The organism is Burkholderia sp. AU33803 (assembly GCF_002223095.1).
In the GTDB taxonomy this organism is placed as follows: Bacteria; Pseudomonadota; Gammaproteobacteria; order Burkholderiales; family Burkholderiaceae; genus Burkholderia.
This window is the reverse complement of record NZ_NKFJ01000005.1, coordinates 258,383-272,868: the sequence shown is the minus strand read 5'-3', so window position 1 is coordinate 272,868 and position 14,486 is coordinate 258,383. Positions and strand designations below refer to the sequence as shown.

At 68.3% G+C, this 14,486-nt stretch carries 16 protein-coding genes, 1 other RNA gene and 1 riboswitch; of the genes, 10 read left to right on the top strand and 7 right to left on the bottom strand.

Features of this window, described 5'->3' with window-relative positions; all coding sequences use genetic code 11:
• Nucleotides 1-44 precede the first annotated feature (44 nt).
• The 3 genes from CFB41_RS13115 to CFB41_RS13105 are packed head-to-tail and all read left to right on the top strand — an operon-like array spanning nucleotide 45 to nucleotide 2,797.
• Entirely contained in the window at nucleotides 45-1,556 is a 1,512-nt protein-coding gene (locus CFB41_RS13115) for a leucyl aminopeptidase (protein WP_089440818.1), read from the top strand.
• Nucleotides 1,557-1,590: 34 nt separating this feature from the next.
• Nucleotides 1,591-2,007: a DNA polymerase III subunit chi gene (locus tag CFB41_RS13110; RefSeq protein WP_039368072.1), complete on the top strand. Its 417-nt coding sequence runs from the start codon at nucleotides 1,591-1,593 to the stop codon at nucleotides 2,005-2,007.
• A gap of 25 nt (nucleotides 2,008-2,032) precedes the next feature.
• Entirely contained in the window at nucleotides 2,033-2,797 is a 765-nt protein-coding gene (locus CFB41_RS13105) for a DUF2486 family protein (RefSeq protein WP_089456767.1), read from the top strand.
• A 142-nt stretch (nucleotides 2,798-2,939) separates the two neighbouring features.
• Here the strand turns inward: CFB41_RS13105 and CFB41_RS13100 are convergent, their stop codons facing one another.
• Entirely contained in the window at nucleotides 2,940-3,266 is a 327-nt protein-coding gene (locus CFB41_RS13100; RefSeq protein WP_089426118.1) for a c-type cytochrome, read from the bottom strand.
• A 127-nt stretch (nucleotides 3,267-3,393) separates the two neighbouring features.
• Nucleotides 3,394-5,067 carry a dihydroxy-acid dehydratase gene (gene ilvD / locus CFB41_RS13095; protein WP_089456766.1) on the bottom strand — a complete coding sequence of 558 codons (1,674 nt, stop codon included), beginning with the start codon at nucleotides 5,065-5,067 and terminating at the stop codon, nucleotides 3,394-3,396.
• Between the two features lie 135 nt (nucleotides 5,068-5,202).
• Here ilvD and CFB41_RS13090 point away from each other — a divergent pair, with 135 nt between their 5' ends.
• Nucleotides 5,203-6,117 (top strand): LysR substrate-binding domain-containing protein, encoded by a 915-nt coding sequence (locus CFB41_RS13090; protein WP_089456765.1) that lies wholly within the window; start codon nucleotides 5,203-5,205, stop codon nucleotides 6,115-6,117.
• 89 nt (nucleotides 6,118-6,206) lie between these two features.
• Nucleotides 6,207-7,097, top strand: coding sequence for a prolipoprotein diacylglyceryl transferase (lgt, locus tag CFB41_RS13085; protein WP_069248621.1), 891 nt, complete (start codon nucleotides 6,207-6,209; stop codon nucleotides 7,095-7,097).
• A gap of 111 nt (nucleotides 7,098-7,208) precedes the next feature.
• On the opposite strand, the gene CFB41_RS13080 is transcribed toward lgt, so the two are convergent.
• The 5 genes from CFB41_RS13080 to CFB41_RS13060 all read right to left on the bottom strand — a co-directional run bounded on the left by CFB41_RS13080 (nucleotide 7,209) and on the right by CFB41_RS13060 (nucleotide 9,588).
• A complete protein-coding gene (locus tag CFB41_RS13080; RefSeq protein ID WP_089426114.1) occupies nucleotides 7,209-7,949 on the bottom strand; it encodes an SIMPL domain-containing protein in 741 nt (246 codons plus the stop codon).
• A gap of 181 nt (nucleotides 7,950-8,130) precedes the next feature.
• On the bottom strand, nucleotides 8,131-8,592 hold the full coding sequence (locus CFB41_RS13075) for an EVE domain-containing protein (protein WP_089456764.1): 462 nt from the start codon (nucleotides 8,590-8,592) through the stop codon (nucleotides 8,131-8,133).
• Nucleotides 8,593-8,663: 71 nt separating this feature from the next.
• A non-coding RNA gene (gene ssrS, locus CFB41_RS13070) (6S RNA) lies at nucleotides 8,664-8,845 on the bottom strand.
• A gap of 81 nt (nucleotides 8,846-8,926) precedes the next feature.
• Entirely contained in the window at nucleotides 8,927-9,241 is a 315-nt protein-coding gene (locus CFB41_RS13065; RefSeq protein WP_011352906.1) for a cell division protein ZapA, read from the bottom strand.
• Nucleotides 9,238-9,588, bottom strand: coding sequence for an ATPase (locus CFB41_RS13060; RefSeq protein WP_089440812.1), 351 nt, complete (start codon nucleotides 9,586-9,588; stop codon nucleotides 9,238-9,240). The genes CFB41_RS13065 and CFB41_RS13060 overlap by 4 nt, the downstream gene beginning before the upstream one ends.
• Nucleotides 9,589-9,742: 154 nt before the next feature.
• A riboswitch (cobalamin riboswitch) is annotated at nucleotides 9,743-9,994 on the top strand.
• Nucleotides 9,995-10,035: 41 nt separating this feature from the next.
• Here CFB41_RS13060 and CFB41_RS13055 point away from each other — a divergent pair.
• From CFB41_RS13055 to cobC, 5 genes are read left to right on the top strand one after another with little or no spacing between them, the layout of a single operon-like run.
• Nucleotides 10,036-11,151: an iron ABC transporter permease gene (locus tag CFB41_RS13055; protein ID WP_089456763.1), complete on the top strand. Its 1,116-nt coding sequence runs from the start codon at nucleotides 10,036-10,038 to the stop codon at nucleotides 11,149-11,151.
• Nucleotides 11,148-11,963: an ABC transporter ATP-binding protein gene (locus tag CFB41_RS13050; protein ID WP_089456762.1), complete on the top strand. Its 816-nt coding sequence runs from the start codon at nucleotides 11,148-11,150 to the stop codon at nucleotides 11,961-11,963. Before CFB41_RS13055 ends, CFB41_RS13050 begins: the two co-directional genes overlap by 4 nt.
• 52 nt (nucleotides 11,964-12,015) lie before the next feature.
• Nucleotides 12,016-13,071, top strand: coding sequence for a nicotinate-nucleotide--dimethylbenzimidazole phosphoribosyltransferase (gene cobT / locus CFB41_RS13045; RefSeq protein WP_089456761.1), 1,056 nt, complete (start codon nucleotides 12,016-12,018; stop codon nucleotides 13,069-13,071).
• The gene (locus tag CFB41_RS13040) at nucleotides 13,061-13,837 is read left to right on the top strand and encodes an adenosylcobinamide-GDP ribazoletransferase (protein WP_089456760.1); all 777 of its coding nucleotides are present in this window, start codon (nucleotides 13,061-13,063) and stop codon (nucleotides 13,835-13,837) included. Before cobT ends, CFB41_RS13040 begins: the two co-directional genes overlap by 11 nt.
• The gene (gene cobC, locus CFB41_RS13035) at nucleotides 13,822-14,406 is read left to right on the top strand and encodes an alpha-ribazole phosphatase (protein WP_089456759.1); all 585 of its coding nucleotides are present in this window, start codon (nucleotides 13,822-13,824) and stop codon (nucleotides 14,404-14,406) included. The genes CFB41_RS13040 and cobC overlap by 16 nt, the downstream gene beginning before the upstream one ends.
• The last annotated feature ends 80 nt before the right edge of the window (nucleotides 14,407-14,486 follow it).

Below are 14,486 nucleotides of genomic sequence, written 5' to 3'. Positions count from 1 at the left end.
GCGGCTTTCATCCTTAGCCCAGATTTTATCCGAGGACAAGCGCGATGGACTTTAGCATAAAAGGCTGTGATTGGAGCAAAGGCGAGGCGAAGGGGTTCCTGACCGGGAAGTCTGACTGCATCGTGCTCGGCATCTTCGAGGCGCAGACCCTGTCGGGCGCGGCGCTCGATATCGACACGGCCACCAAGGGGCTGATTTCGCGCGTGATCAAGGCCGGCGACATGGACGGCAAGCGCGGCAAGACGCTGTTCCTGCACGAAGTGTCGGGCATCGGCGCGTCGCGCGTGCTGCTCGTCGGCCTCGGCAAGCAGGATGCTTTCAATCAGAAAGCCTATAACGATGCCGTGACGGCCGCATGGCGCGCGCTGCTGGCGACCAAGGTCGTCCAGGTCACGTTCACGCTCGCGCAACTGCCGGTCGACGAGCGCAGCTCCGACTGGGGCGTGCGCGCGGCAATCCTCGCGCTGCGCAACGAGACCTACCGCTTCACGCAGATGAAGAGCAAGCCGGAGCCGGCGTCGCACACGCTCAAGCGTGTCGTGTTCAGCGTCGATCCGTCCGACGAAAAGGCCGCGAAGGTCGCGGTCAAGCAGGCCGTCGCGCTCGCGAACGGGATGGATCTCACCCGCGACCTCGGCAACCTGCCGGGCAACGTCTGCACGCCGACCTACCTCGGCAACACCGCGAAGAAGATCGCGAAGGATTGGGGCCTGAAGGCGGAAGTGCTCGGCCTCAAGCAGATCCAGGCGCTGAAGATGGGCTCGTTCCTGTCGGTCGCGCGCGCGTCGGTCGAGCCGCCGCAGTTCATCGTGCTGCACTACCAGGGCGCCGCCGCGAAGGCCGCGCCGGTCGTGCTGGTCGGCAAGGGCATCACGTTCGACACGGGCGGCATCTCGCTGAAGCCGGGCGAGGGCATGGACGAGATGAAGTACGACATGTGCGGCGCGGGTTCCGTGCTGGGCACGATGCGTGCGGTCGCCGAGATGGGCCTGAAGATCAACGTCGTCGCGATCGTGCCGACCTGCGAGAACATGCCGGGCGGCAACGCGACGAAGCCGGGCGACATCGTCACCAGCATGAAGGGCCTGACGATCGAGGTGCTGAACACGGACGCCGAAGGCCGTCTGATCCTGTGCGACGCGCTCACGTATGCCGAGCGCTTCAAGCCGGCTGCGGTGATCGACGTTGCCACGCTGACGGGCGCGTGCGTGATCGCGCTGGGCGGCCACAACAGCGGCCTGTTCTCGACGAACGACGCGCTCGCGGGCGAGCTGCTCGACGCATCGCGCGAAGCGAACGACCCGGCATGGCGCATGCCGCTCGACGACGAGTACCAGGATCAGCTGAAGTCGAACTTCGCGGATCTCGCGAACATCGGCGGGCGCCCGGCCGGCGCCGTGACGGCCGCGTGCTTCCTGTCGCGCTTCACCGAGAGCTATCCGTGGGCCCACCTCGACATCGCGGGCACCGCATGGAAGGGGGGTGCGGCGAAGGGTGCGACGGGCCGTCCGGTGCCGCTGCTCGCGCAGTTCCTGATCGACCGCGCCGGCCAGTGATGGCGGTGTTGACGACGCTGCGGGTACGCGGGCAATGACGCGGATCGATTTCCACTCGAACGTCGGCGATTCGCTCGCGTACGCGTGCCGGCTGCTGCGCAAGGCCTACCTGGCCGGGCAGCCGGTCGTCGTGCTCGCCGAGCCCGCGCGCCTGCGCGCGCTCGACGAGCGGCTCTGGACGTTCTCGCCGCTCGATTTCATCCCGCATTGCGGCGTCGACAGCGAGCACGCAGCCGGCACGCCGATCGTGCTGGCCGCGGATCTCGACCGTGCGCCGCATCATCACGTGCTGCTGAACCTCGGCGCGGCCGTGCCCGCGCAGTTCGCCCGCTTCGAGCGCCTGCTCGAAGTGGTCGGCAATGCGCCGGACGAGCTGGCCGCAGGCCGCGACCGCTACCGGTTCTACCGCGACCGCGGCTACGCGCTGAACAACTACAAGCAGGGCAGCTAGCCGCAACCGTCAACGGAGTGTTCCCGTGACCGAAGCCGATTCATCCTCGATCCCGACGCTGACCGACGTGCTGGTGCCGGGCAAGCCGGTGCCGGCGCGCTCGGCCGCGCCCGACGCGCCGCAGCCGCCCGCCCGCGCGGCGATTCCGGTGCTCACCGACGTGGTCGCGCCGCCCGCCGCAGATGCGGCGCCGGCCGATTCCATCCAAAGTGAACGTGACCCCGATTCCGTCGTGGTCGAACGCGTGCCGACGCCGCACGTGCCGGCGGTCGAACTGCCGGGCGACGTGGCGACGGCTGCCGCGGCAGCGATGGGCGAGACCGATGCGCCGGCCGAACCCGGCGCCGCGGAGCACGTGGTCGCCGAAGATTCGGCGGCCATGCGTGCGCCGCTGCAATCGTCGCTGGCCGATAGCGATGCGCCGCAACATGCGTTCGCTGCGGTGGCGCATGAGTCAGTGGGGCACGCCCGTGAAGCCCACATGCCGGAGGCCGTCGTACCAGTCGCTGCGCTGCAGCCTGAAGTGCCGGCTGCCGCAGCCGGGCTGACGCCGGAAGATGCGCAGCACATCGCCGAGCGCCTGCGCAATCGCCTGACGAACTATCTGACCGGGGAAGGGCGCGACGCGATCGAAGCCCGCTGTCGCGATGCGCTGCATGAGCACTCGGCCTGGCTGGTCGGCCAGATCACGCGCGAAGTGGCGCTGGCGCTGGAAACCGAGGTGATGGGCTGGGTCCGCGACGCGGTCGACGAAGAGATCGCACGGCGCCGCGCCGGTCATTCCGGCTAAGCAACGGGCGTTTCGCTGCAAAGCGGGGTGCGATCTCAGTAAAGGCCGGTGAGGCTACCGGCGGGGTACTGCGCGGGTGAGCCGGGCATGCCCGCCAGTCGGCCGAATCCGGCGGGTTGGCTATCGGCCCCGGGCGTCCGGGTCAGCGCACCGACAGCACCCATTGCGCGAGCGTGTGGGCTTCGCTGTTCGTCAGTTGCGTATTGGCGGGCATCGGCACGCCGCCCCATACGCCGACGCTGCCTTTCACGATCGACTGGGCAAGGTAATCGACCGCGTCGCCGCGCGGCGCATACTTGCCGGCGATGTCGTGGAACGACGGGCCCATCAGCGGCTTTCCGATCGCGTGGCAGGCCATGCAGTTCTTGCGCTGAGCGAGCGCGAGCCCGTCGGCCTGGTCGGCGCGCGCCGCTGCCCCGCTGCCGATCAGCAGTGTGGCGAGCAGGACGCGCAATATCGAGTGTTTCATGCGGTTCTCCGCCGGCGGGGACGGCCGGCTACATGGTCCGCGCATTATAGAAGCAAAGGGAAAGCGCGTTTTGCGCGTTCCCCCGGCGGCCATGTTTATCGGGGTCGCATGTCTCGACGTGCCCGGATCAACCCGTGACGGCGCCCTGGTTCGCCGGGCGGGCGAGCGCCGCGAATTTCGCGAGCACGCCGCGCGTGTAGCGGGGCGCCGGCTGTTGCCATGCGGCGCGACGGCGCGCGAGTTCCGCGTCGTCGACGTTCAGTTGCAGCAGCAGTTGGTGCGCGTCGATCGTGATCGAGTCGCCTTCCTGCACGAGCGCGATCGTGCCGCCGACGAACGCCTCGGGCGCGACGTGGCCGACCACCATCCCCCAGGTGCCGCCCGAGAAGCGGCCGTCGGTGATGAAGCCGACCGATTCGCCGAGCCCCTTGCCGATGATCGCCGACGTCGGCGCGAGCATTTCCGGCATGCCGGGGCCGCCCTTCGGGCCGAGGTAGCGCAGCACGAGGATGTCGCCGGCGCGGATCCGGTCGCCGAGAATCGCATCCATCGCGCTCTGCTCGTCGTCGAACACGCGTGCCGGGCCCGTGATCACCGGGTTCTTCAGGCCGGTGATCTTCGCGACCGCGCCGTCTTCCGCGAGATTGCCCTTCAGGATGGCGAGATGGCCTTCCTTGTACAGCGCGCGGTTGATCGGGAAGATCACGTCCTGGTCCGCGCGCGGCACGCTCGGCACGTCCTTCAGTTCGTCGGCGAGCGTGCGGCCGGTGATCGTCATGCAGTCGCCGTGCAGCAGCCCCGCGTCGAGCAGGATCTTCAGCACCTGCGGAATCCCGCCGGCCCGGTGCAGGTCGGTCGCGACGTACTTCCCCGACGGCTTCAGGTCGCAGATCACGGGCACGCGCTTGCGGATGCGCTCGAAGTCCTCGATCGTCCAGTCGACCTCGGCCGCATGCGCGATCGCGAGGTAGTGCAGCACCGCATTGGTCGAGCCGCCCGTCGCCATGATCACCGACACCGCGTTCTCGATCGACTTCTTCGTGATGATGTCGCGCGGCTTCAGGTCGCGCTTCACGGCTTCGACGAGCACACGCGCCGATTCGGCAGCCGAATCGACCTTCTCCTGGTCGGGGTTCGCCATCGTCGACGAGTACAGCAGCGACATCCCGAGCGCCTCGAACGACGAGCTCATCGTGTTCGCGGTGTACATTCCGCCGCACGACCCCGACGTCGGGCAGGCGTTCTGCTCGACGCCTTCGAAATCCTCCTGCGACATCCGGCCCGCGGTGAACTCGCCGACCGCCTCGAACGACGACACGATCGTCAGGTCCCGGCCTTTCCAGTTGCCGGGGCGGATCGTGCCGCCATACACGTAGATGCCCGGCACGTTCAGGCGCGCGAGCGCGATCATCCCGCCCGGCATGTTCTTGTCGCACCCGCCGACGACCACCACGCCGTCCATCCATTGCCCCTGCACGCAGGTCTCGATGCAGTCGGCGATCACCTCGCGCGACACGAGCGAGTACTTCATGCCTTCGGTGCCCATCGACATGCCGTCCGAAATCGTCGGCGTGCCGAAGATCTGCGGGTTCGCATCGGCCGCCTTCACGGCCGCGACGGCCGCGTCCGACAGGCGCTGCAGGCCGGAATTGCACGGCGTGATCGTCGAATGGCCGTTCGCGATGCCGATCATTGGCTTGTCGAAATCGTCCTTCTGGTAGCCGAGTGCGTAATACATCGAGCGGTTCGGCGAGCGGGCCACGCCTTGCGTGATGTGCTTCGAGCGACGGTTGTAAGCCATGGGGGACTCCATCGTTGTCGGGGCAACGCCGTCGAGCGGCGCGCCGGTTCGGATCAATCAAGCATGGAGTGTCCGGATTGGGATGTCCAATATATTATTTGTCGCTTATTAAGTCGTTCTTCGAATGAGAAAGCCATGGCCGATCCGACTCCCGACCTGCGCCAGTGGCGCTATTTCGTGACCGTCGCCGACGAGCGCCATTTCGGCCGCGCGGCCGAACGCCTGTCGATGACGCAGCCGCCGCTGTCGCAGGCGATCCGTGCGCTCGAGGATGCGCTCGGCGTCGCGCTGTTCGCGCGCACCAAGCGCTCGGTGGCGCTGACGGCGGTCGGGGCGGCGCTGCTCCCGGACGTGCGCCGGCTGCTTGCAGCGGCCGATGCGTTGCCGCCGCTGGCGCGACGGCTCGCGCGCGGCGAGGCCGGCTCGCTGTCGCTCGCGTTCGTGTCGACCGCCGATTACGGGCTGCTGCCCGCGCTGCTGCGGGCGTTCGGCGCGCGCTATCCACAGGTGCGGCTGCAACTCACTGAGGCGACGAGCGACGTGCAGATCGACGAGCTCGTCGCGGGGCGCATCGACGCGGGGCTCGTCATTCCGCCCGTGCCGCCGCGCCACGCGGCCGGGCTGTCGTACCTGCCCGTCATGCGCGAGCCGCTGGTGGTGGCGATGCCGGCCGCGGCGAGCGAGGCGCCGGAAGACGTACCCGTTCGTCTCGCCGAGGTTGCCGCGTTGCCGCTCGTGATCTTTCCGCGTCGTCTGGCGCCCGGCTTTTATGACATCATTACGGGCTGCTACGGCGCGGCGGGGGCAACGCCGCACATCGGCCAGGAGGCGATCCAGATGCAGACGATCGTCAGCCTCGTGTCGGCCGGCATGGGCGTCGCACTGGTGCCGCAATCGCTGCGTAACCTGCGGCGCACCGGCGTGGTCTACCGGCCGCTTGCCGATCACGCGCCGGTCGTCGAGACCGGCCTCGTGTGGCGCACCGGTGACGTGAGCCCCGTGCTGGCCGGCTTCATCGACGTCGTGCGTGCGCAGGGCCTCGCCACGTGACGTGAACGATGACGCGCCGGTGCCGTCCAACGCGCGGTGCGGCGCGTTTGCGACGGCCGTACCGCATTCGAAAACTTCTTCGCTAACCCATGATCATTCACCCGAATTTCGACCCCGTTGCGATCCATCTCGGGCCGCTGGCCGTGCGCTGGTACGGGCTCATGTATCTCGTCGGCTTCATCGCGGCGATCGTCGTCGGCCGGATCCGGCTGAAGCTGCCGCACGTCGCGGCGCAGGGCTGGACCGCGAAGGACATCGACGACATGATGTTCTACGGCGTGCTCGGCACCGTGCTCGGCGGCCGGCTCGGCTATGTGCTGTTCTACAAGGCCGATTTCTACTTCTCGCATCCGCTCGACGTATTCAAGGTGTGGGAAGGCGGCATGTCGTTTCACGGCGGCTTCCTCGGCGTGACGCTCGCGATGATGCTGTTCGCGTGGCAGCGCAAGCGCCACTGGCTGCAGGTCACCGACTTCGTCGCGCCGATGGTGCCGACGGGGCTTGCGGCCGGCCGGCTCGGCAACTTCATCAACGGTGAGCTGTGGGGCCGCGTGACCGATCCTTCGGCACCGTGGGCGATGCTGTTCCCGGGCGCGATGCGCGACGATGCGGCATGGTTGCCGAAGCATCCGGAGCTCGTCGAGAAGTGGCATCTTGCCGACGTGTTCATGCAATACCAGATGCTGCCGCGCCATCCTTCGCAGCTCTATGAAATCGCGCTCGAAGGCATCGCGCTGTTCTTCGCGCTGTTCTTCTTCGCGCGCAAGTCGCGGCCGATGGGCGCCGTGTCCGCGCTGTTCCTGATCGGCTACGGCCTCGCACGCTTCACGGTCGAGTTCGCGCGCGAGCCCGACGACTTCCTCGGCCTGCTCGCGCTCGGCCTGTCGATGGGGCAGTGGCTGTCGTTGCCGATGATCCTCGCGGGCGTCGCGCTGATGGTCTGGGCGTATCGCCGCCGCGCGGCGCATGCCGCTGCGTGATGCGATATCGATGCACGTGCGATCGGCGCGTGCATCGGCACCCTGCAGGTCAACGCAAAACGCCGGCCCTCGGGCCGGCGTTTTTCATTTCGGACTGCCGTGCGCTGCGCGTTACTTCATCTGCACGGAGCCGTTGACGGTGACCGACACGGTGGCCTTGCCGCCTTCGACTGCGATCGGTGCGCTCATCTTCGCGCTGTCCATCGGCGCCGCGGCCATCGCCATCATGCGCGGGTACGGCTGTACGTTGCGGCCGCCGCCGACGTTCACGTCGCGGATCGTGTAGCTGCCGTAACCGAATGCCTTCGCGGCTTCGTCGGCGCGGGCGCGGAACGACTTGATCGCTTCGGTCGTCAGCTTCTGCTCAGCCGCGCGCTGCGCTTCGGGCGACAGCGAGAACTCGACGTTCGCGACCTGCATCAGGTTCGACAACTGGCCTGCAAGCTTCGACGCGGCAGCGAAATCGCGCGATTCGAGCGCGACTTCAGTACGACCGCGCCATGCGGAGATCTTGCCGTCACGATCGGTGCTCGGGTACACGGAGAAGGCGCCCGTGTGGGCGGTGACGCCCGATACGCCCTTCGCCTGCGACAGCGCCGCATCGGCGCGCTGGTTCAATTGCGCGGTGAGGCTGCCCGGGTCCTTCGCTTGCTGCTCGTAGAACAGCGTGATGTGGATGATGTCCTGCGGCACGTCCGCGCTGGCCTGCGACGACAGCGACAGCACGCCTGCCGGCTCCGGAAAGTGCGGGTTCGCGGTTTGCGCGTGCGCGGCGGTCGACGCGAGCGTCAGCGCGGCGGGAACGGCGGCGGCAAGGGCGAGCGACAGCGCGAGTGCGGATTTCTTGGTCATTATTGGACTCCTGGTGCGAGGGCGTGCACGCGGATTGCGCGTGCACGACGCGGGCGTACCGCGCGACGAAAAAAACGACAGCCGGCCGGATCGGCCGACAGCGGTTGCTTAGGCCGCGCGAAAGTGCCGCGAGTTCCTTTGCGGCAGTGCATCCTGACCAGATTTGACCTTTGGCGTGCGCCTACTTCATCAGCTTTTCGGTGATGAAGCGCCATTCGGCGCGCGTGACCGGCGTAATCGACAGCCGGTTGCCGCGCGCGAGCACGCGCATGTCGGCGAGTTCGTCGTGTTCGCGCAGCGCCGCGAGCGGCACGAGCGGCGATTTTTTCACGAAGCGCACGTCGACGAGCAGCCAGCGCGGTGCTTCCTGAGTCGACTTCGGGTCGTAATAGGGGCTTGTCGGATCGAACTGCGTGGGGTCGGGGTAGGGCGTCGACGATACTTCGGCGAGGCCCGCGATGCCCGGCTCGGGGCAGCTCGAGTGATAGAACAGCACGCCGTCGCCGATCTTCATCGTGTCGCGCATGAAATTGCGCGCCTGATAATTGCGCACGCCGGTCCACGGCAGCGAGCGCTGCGGTGCGTTGGCGAGATCGTCGATGCTTGCTTCGTCCGGTTCGGACTTCATCAGCCAGTATTGCATGGATCGTGATCGACGCAGAAAGAGGCTGCTACAAAAGAAAACGGCACCGGGCTTCGCCCGATGCCGTTGGATAGGCCCCCGCCTTGGCCGCTAGGCCGGCATCCTGAACCTGAGGTTCAGAATTGGTCGCAGTTAGCAGCACTTCGGGTACATCAGACAGAGTGACGCGCGCGCCCGTGCTACAAATTTCCGCAACCGTGCACATGGCATTGGTTCAAGGAATATATGACCTTGGCGAACCAGGCAGGGAAGCTGACTGAACTGTGATTCGATGCGCCAATTTGACCACCGTTGATCGCCGAGATCAAGGGGAATCGACGCATCGATTGAAACGTTACTGCGTCTCGTGCTGTGCGAGCACCGCGCCGAGCTGTTCGTTCATCTGGTGCATTGTACGACGGATTTCCTCCGCGGGAAATGCTTCACCGTGCCGCACGCTCGTTTGCAGCCGCAGCAATTCGGATGCGAGCGACAGCGCCGCCATCACGGCGATGCGATCGGTGCCGCGTACCGAGCTGTTCGAGCGGATTTTCGACATTTCGGCGTCGACGCGCGCGACCGCTTCGAGCAGCGCCGCTTCGGTCTCGGCCGAGCAGGCGAGCCGATAGGCCTGACCGAGAATCGAGACTTCGATCTGCTTGGTGCTCATGCATGTTCTCCATGGCTGGCCGCGTCATCGCCATCCGTACGCGCCTGCGCATCCAGCAGGTCGAGCTGGTTGTCGGCTTGCTCCGCATTTTTCGAGCGCGGCAGCTTTTCGAGAATCGCGTTCAGTTTCACCTGGGCGTCGTCGATCTTTGCCGACAGCGTGTCACGCTCGGCCGCAAGTGCATTGCGTTCATCGCGCAGTTGCGCGAGTTCCGCGCGGACAGCGTCCGCATCCGCGCGCAATTGCGCGACCTGCTCCTCGAGCGCGAGCCGTTCCGAGTGATAGCGCTTGTTCAGCGAAATCAGACGGCCAATATTTTGAGATAAGGTTTCGAGTTCGTTGAGCATTTGCTGCGTCCTCTAAAGACCCAGCATTTTAGCGCGGAATAACGCGCAATCCGACATCTGTAACGTTTCCAGTCGTAACACCCCTGCTTCTTGCCTCGAATCAGCGCGTCCCGTGTGTGTCCGGACGCTTCCTTGACGCTCGCGCGACCCGCTCCTAAACTGGCGCCGCCTCGGTGCTCGCGCGTGGAACGCGCGGTTAAACGGGAAGCAGGGCGCGGGCGCCGCAAGCCCGCCAACCTGCGCTGCCCCCGCAACGGTAAGCGGCCGCGTCTCGTGACGCAGGCCGGCTCGGGCGCGTTTCGCGTGCAGCTCCTGCATGCGGACGCGGGCCACTGCGCGTCATCGCGCGGGAAGGCGAGCCGGACCGCCGCCAGCCCGGATACCGGCCGAGACGGGGAGCCCGCACGGGCTTCGTGACGCGCGGCCTGCGGGGAAGCGGGGCGCGCAATGCTTCACGGAATCTTCTTCGATGCTGACCCCAATCGTCCGCGCGGCGCTCACGTCACGACCGGCCCGCTGCCGCCAGCGGATGCGCCGCACGTCGTGTGCGGCGCCGTGCGCGGCATGAGCGCCGCGCGCGCCAGCGCGATCTGGGCCGCGCTGGCCGCGGCGGTCGCGCTGCTGTTCGTCGCATCGCTGTCGATCGGCAGCGTGCCGATGTCGCCATGGCAGGCGCTCGCGTCGCTCGTGCCGCATGGCGGCGACGCGCTGTTCGCCGATATCGTCCGCACGCTGCGCCTGCCGCGCGCGCTCGCCGGCTTCGCATGCGGCGCGCTGCTCGCGCTGGCCGGTGCACTGCTGCAGGTGCTGTTGCGCAATCCGCTCGCGGAGCCGTACGTGCTCGGCGTGTCGGGTGGCGCGGCCGGCTTCGCGCTCGTCGCGATGATCGCGGGCGGCGCGTGGTGGCTCGTCGATGCGTCGGCGTTCGCCGGCTCGCTCGTGTCGGTCGCACTCGTGCTCGGTCTCGCGCGCCGCGAGCTGGGGCGCGGCGATTCGCGCGACGCGTCGCCGCGTTTGCTGCTCACGGGCGTCGTGATCGCGGCCGGGTGGGGCGCGCTCGTCACGCTGCTGCTGTCGCTCGCGCCCGATGCCCGGCTGCGCGGGATCATCTTCTGGCTGACCGGCGACCTGAACGGCGTGACCGCGCCGTGGTTCGCATGGGGGGCGCTGTTGCTGGCCGCCTGCGTCGCGCTGCCGGCCGCGCCGCAACTGAACGTGCTGCTGCGCGGCGACGCGACCGCGCTCGCGCTCGGCGTGCCCGTTGCGCGCCTGCGCGTGCGGATCTATCTCGTCGCGTCGCTGGCCGCCGCGGCTGCCGTGACGACGGCCGGCACGATCGGCTTCGTCGGCCTCGTCGTGCCGCATGCGCTGCGGCTCGCCTTCGGCAACGACCAGCGCATGCTGCTGCCCGCCGCGATGCTCGCGGGCGGCGGCGGCGTGATGGCGGCCGACCTGCTCGCCCGCACCGTGATCGCGCCTGCGCAACTGCCGGTCGGCGTGATGACCGCGCTGATCGGCGTGCCGGTGTTCCTGTGGATGTTGTTGAGGAGACCGATGCGATGACGGGAGCCGCACTGCACGCCACGGCCGGCGACATGCACTACGCGGCCGTCGGCCTGACGCTGAAGGCCGGCGCGCGTACGCTGCTCGACGGCTTCACCCAGGTGTTTCGTCCCGGCGAGATCTGGTGCGTCGCCGGACCGAACGGCGCGGGCAAGACGACGCTGCTCGCGACCCTCGCGGGGCTGCAGCTGCCGGCCGGCGGACACGTCGAGATCGACGGCCGGCCGCTCGTCGCATGGCGACCCGAGCAGCTCGCGCAGCGCCGCGCGCTGATGCCGCAGCAACTGCACGACGCATTCAGCGCGACCGTGTTCGACACGGTGCTGCTCAACCGCTTTCCGTATCTCGGCGGCTGGGGCTGGGAGCGCGATGGCGACCACGCGGCTGCGCGCGACGCGCTGGCGACGTTCGATCTCACGGCGCTCGCGTCGCGTGACGTGCTGTCGCTGTCGGGGGGCGAGCGGCAGCGCGTCGCGCTGGCCGCGACGTTGTGCCAGGATGCGCCGTCGATGCTGCTCGACGAGCCGCTCGCGCATCTCGACCTGCATCACCAGATCGATTGCCTGACCGCGCTGGCCGCATGGCTCGACGCGGGCCCGCGCACGGTGCTGTTCTCGTGCCATGATCTGAATCTCGCGCGGCGTTTCGCGACACATGCGCTGTTGCTCGACGGCCGCGGCCACGCGTGGGCCGGCCCCGTACAGGACGTGCTGACGCCCGAGCGCGCGAGCGACGCGTTCGGTTATCCGCTCGTGCTGATCCGCGAGAACGGCCGCGATGCGCTGCTGCCGGCGTGGCCCGAGCGACAATGACCTTTTCTTTTCCGATGCGCGGCGCACACCGCGCCAACGACACGGCTTTTCGATGACGACCCCGACCTCCTTCCCGCCTGCGATCGCGCCGCTCGACGAGGTGCTGCGCAAGCGCCTGCAGCACGTGATCGACCACAAGACCAAGCCGCCCGGCAGCCTCGGCCAGCTCGAGGCGATCGCGCTGCAGATCGGCCTGATCCAGCACACCGAGCGGCCGGTCGTGCAGCGCCCCGTGATGATCGTATTTGCCGGCGATCACGGGATTGCCGCCGAGGGCGTGAGTCCTTATCCGCAAGCGGTGACCGCGCAGATGGTCGCGAACTTCCTCGCCGGCGGCGCGGCGATCAACGCGTTCTCGGGCGTGGCGCAAAGCACGCTCGAGATCGTCGATGCGGGGGTTGCGTCGCCGCTGCCGCTGTCCGACCGGCTCGTGTCGCTGCCGGTCGCGCGCGGGACGCGCAACTTCGCGGCAGAGCCGGCGATGACGCGCGACGAGGCGATGACGGCGCTCGCGGCCGGCGCGGCGCGCGTGCGCCTGCATGCGTCGCTCGGCACGAACGTGATCGGCTTCGGCGAGATGGGGATCGCGAACACGTCGTCGGCCGCGTGCCTGATGAGCCGCCTGCTCGGCGTGCCGATCGACGCGTGCGTCGGGCGCGGCACGGGCCTCGACGACCAGGGCCTCGCGCACAAGCGCGCGGTGCTCGGCCGTGCGCTCGTCAAGCACTCGCACGCGATCGCGCCGCTCGATGTGCTCGCAACGTTCGGCGGCTTCGAGATCGCGATGATGACGGGCGCGTATCTCGCGGCCGCGAGCGCGCGGATGACGATCCTCGTCGACGGCTTCATCGCGACGGCCGCGCTGCTCGTCGCCGAGCGCATCGCACCCGGCGTGCGCGACTACTGCGTGTTCTCGCATACGTCGCACGAGGCCGGGCACCGGCGCATGCTCGAGCATTTCGGCGCGAAGCCGCTGCTCGCACTGGACCTGCGGCTCGGCGAAGGCACGGGCGCGGCGCTCGCACTGCCGCTCGTGCGGGCGGCGGCCGCCTTCCTCACGGAGATGGCGAGCTTCGAGTCCGCCGGCGTCGACAATCGTGACGCCTGATCGCGCGCGCGGCGTGCGGGCCGAACTGCGCTACTTCTTCGTCGCGCTCGGCTATTTCACGCGCGTGCCCGTGCCGCGCGCGATCGGCTACGCGGCCGGCGATCTCGACCAGGCCGCGCGCTATTTCCCGCTCGTCGGCGCATGCGTGGGCGCGTGGGGCGCGCTCGTGTATCTCGCAGCGTTGCGCGCGCTGCCGCCGTCGATCGCGGTCGGGTTGTCGATGGCCGCAACGCTGCTCGCCACGGGTGCGTTTCACGAGGACGGCCTGGCCGACAGCTGCGATGCGTTCGGCGGCGGCTACACGCGCGACGACGTGCTGCGCATCATGCACGATTCGCGGATCGGCACGTTCGGCGCGGTCGCGCTCGTGATCTCGCTCGGCGTGAAATGGCAGGCGCTTGCGGCCATGCTGCCGTTGCGTGCCGCGTGGACGATGATCGCCGCGCACGCGGCGAGCCGCGCGGCGGCGGTGAGCCTGCTGATGACGCTCGACTACGTGCGGCCCGAAGGCAAGGCGAAGCCGGTCGCGCAACGGATGGGTGCACGCGCGGCATGCGTCGCGGCGCTGTTCGGATTGCCCTGGCTGTTCTGGCCGGACTGGCGCATGGGTGTCGCCGCATGCGTCGCGCTCGTGCTCGTGCGCGCGTGGGCCGCCCGCTATTTCGTGAAGCGGATCGGCGGCTATACGGGCGACTGTCTCGGCTTCACGCAGCAACTGTGCGAACTGGCGATCTATCTCGTGGTGCTCGGATGGACGTCGTCCTGATCCGTCATCCGGCCGTCGGCATCGAGCCGGGCATCTGCTACGGACGCAGCGACGTGCCGCTCGCCACGCCGGCCGAGGCCGGGGCGACGGCGGTGCGTACGCATCTGTCTGCTATCGGCGCGCCGCTTCCCGAACAGGTCTGGACGAGCCCGCTGATGCGCTGCGCGTCGGTTGCCGAACGGCTCGCGCAGGCATGCGACGTGCCGCTGCGGCGCGACGCGGACTGGCAGGAAATGGATTTCGGCGCGTGGGAAATGCGGCGCTGGGACGATATCGATCGCGCGGCGCTCGATGCGTGGGCGGCCGACCTGATGCATGCGTGCGCGCATGGCGGCGAAAGCGTTGCACGGTTTGCCGCGCGGGTCGCGCGACGCGCCGACGCGGTGGCGCAGTTCGACCGGCCGCAGTGGGTCGTCACGCATGCGGGCGTGATCCGTGCGTTTGCATCGCATGTATTGCGCGTGCCGCTCGACACATTGCTGTCGCGACCCGTACCGACAGGGGGTGTCGTCTGGCTGCGCACGGATGCTGCCGCGCGAACGTGGGACGTGATGCACTGGGACGAATAGCCACGCTGGCCACTGCGTGTGAACGACGCAGCGCGCGGTCAATTCGTCTCAGGCATCTGGCACGCGATGAACGCGCAAGT

Bases quoted from the DNA above. Each gene is read 5' to 3' on its own strand.
- CFB41_RS13100 (WP_089426118.1), bottom strand. From the start codon at position 3,266: ATGAAACACTCGATATTGCGCGTCCTGCTCGCCACACTGCTGATCGGC.
- CFB41_RS13055 (WP_089456763.1), top strand. From the start codon at position 10,036: ATGCTTCACGGAATCTTCTTCGATGCTGACCCCAATCGTCCGCGCGGC.
- CFB41_RS13080 (WP_089426114.1), bottom strand. From the start codon at position 7,949: ATGACCAAGAAATCCGCACTCGCGCTGTCGCTCGCCCTTGCCGCCGCC.
- CFB41_RS13115 (WP_089440818.1), top strand. From the start codon at position 45: ATGGACTTTAGCATAAAAGGCTGTGATTGGAGCAAAGGCGAGGCGAAG.
- CFB41_RS13050 (WP_089456762.1), top strand. From the start codon at position 11,148: ATGACGGGAGCCGCACTGCACGCCACGGCCGGCGACATGCACTACGCG.
- cobC (WP_089456759.1), top strand. From the start codon at position 13,822: ATGGACGTCGTCCTGATCCGTCATCCGGCCGTCGGCATCGAGCCGGGC.
- CFB41_RS13075 (WP_089456764.1), bottom strand. From the start codon at position 8,592: ATGCAATACTGGCTGATGAAGTCCGAACCGGACGAAGCAAGCATCGAC.
- ilvD (WP_089456766.1), bottom strand. From the start codon at position 5,067: ATGGCTTACAACCGTCGCTCGAAGCACATCACGCAAGGCGTGGCCCGC.
- CFB41_RS13110 (WP_039368072.1), top strand. From the start codon at position 1,591: ATGACGCGGATCGATTTCCACTCGAACGTCGGCGATTCGCTCGCGTAC.
- CFB41_RS13090 (WP_089456765.1), top strand. From the start codon at position 5,203: ATGGCCGATCCGACTCCCGACCTGCGCCAGTGGCGCTATTTCGTGACC.
- lgt (WP_069248621.1), top strand. From the start codon at position 6,207: ATGATCATTCACCCGAATTTCGACCCCGTTGCGATCCATCTCGGGCCG.
- CFB41_RS13065 (WP_011352906.1), bottom strand. From the start codon at position 9,241: ATGAGCACCAAGCAGATCGAAGTCTCGATTCTCGGTCAGGCCTATCGG.
- cobT (WP_089456761.1), top strand. From the start codon at position 12,016: ATGACGACCCCGACCTCCTTCCCGCCTGCGATCGCGCCGCTCGACGAG.
- CFB41_RS13060 (WP_089440812.1), bottom strand. From the start codon at position 9,588: ATGCTCAACGAACTCGAAACCTTATCTCAAAATATTGGCCGTCTGATT.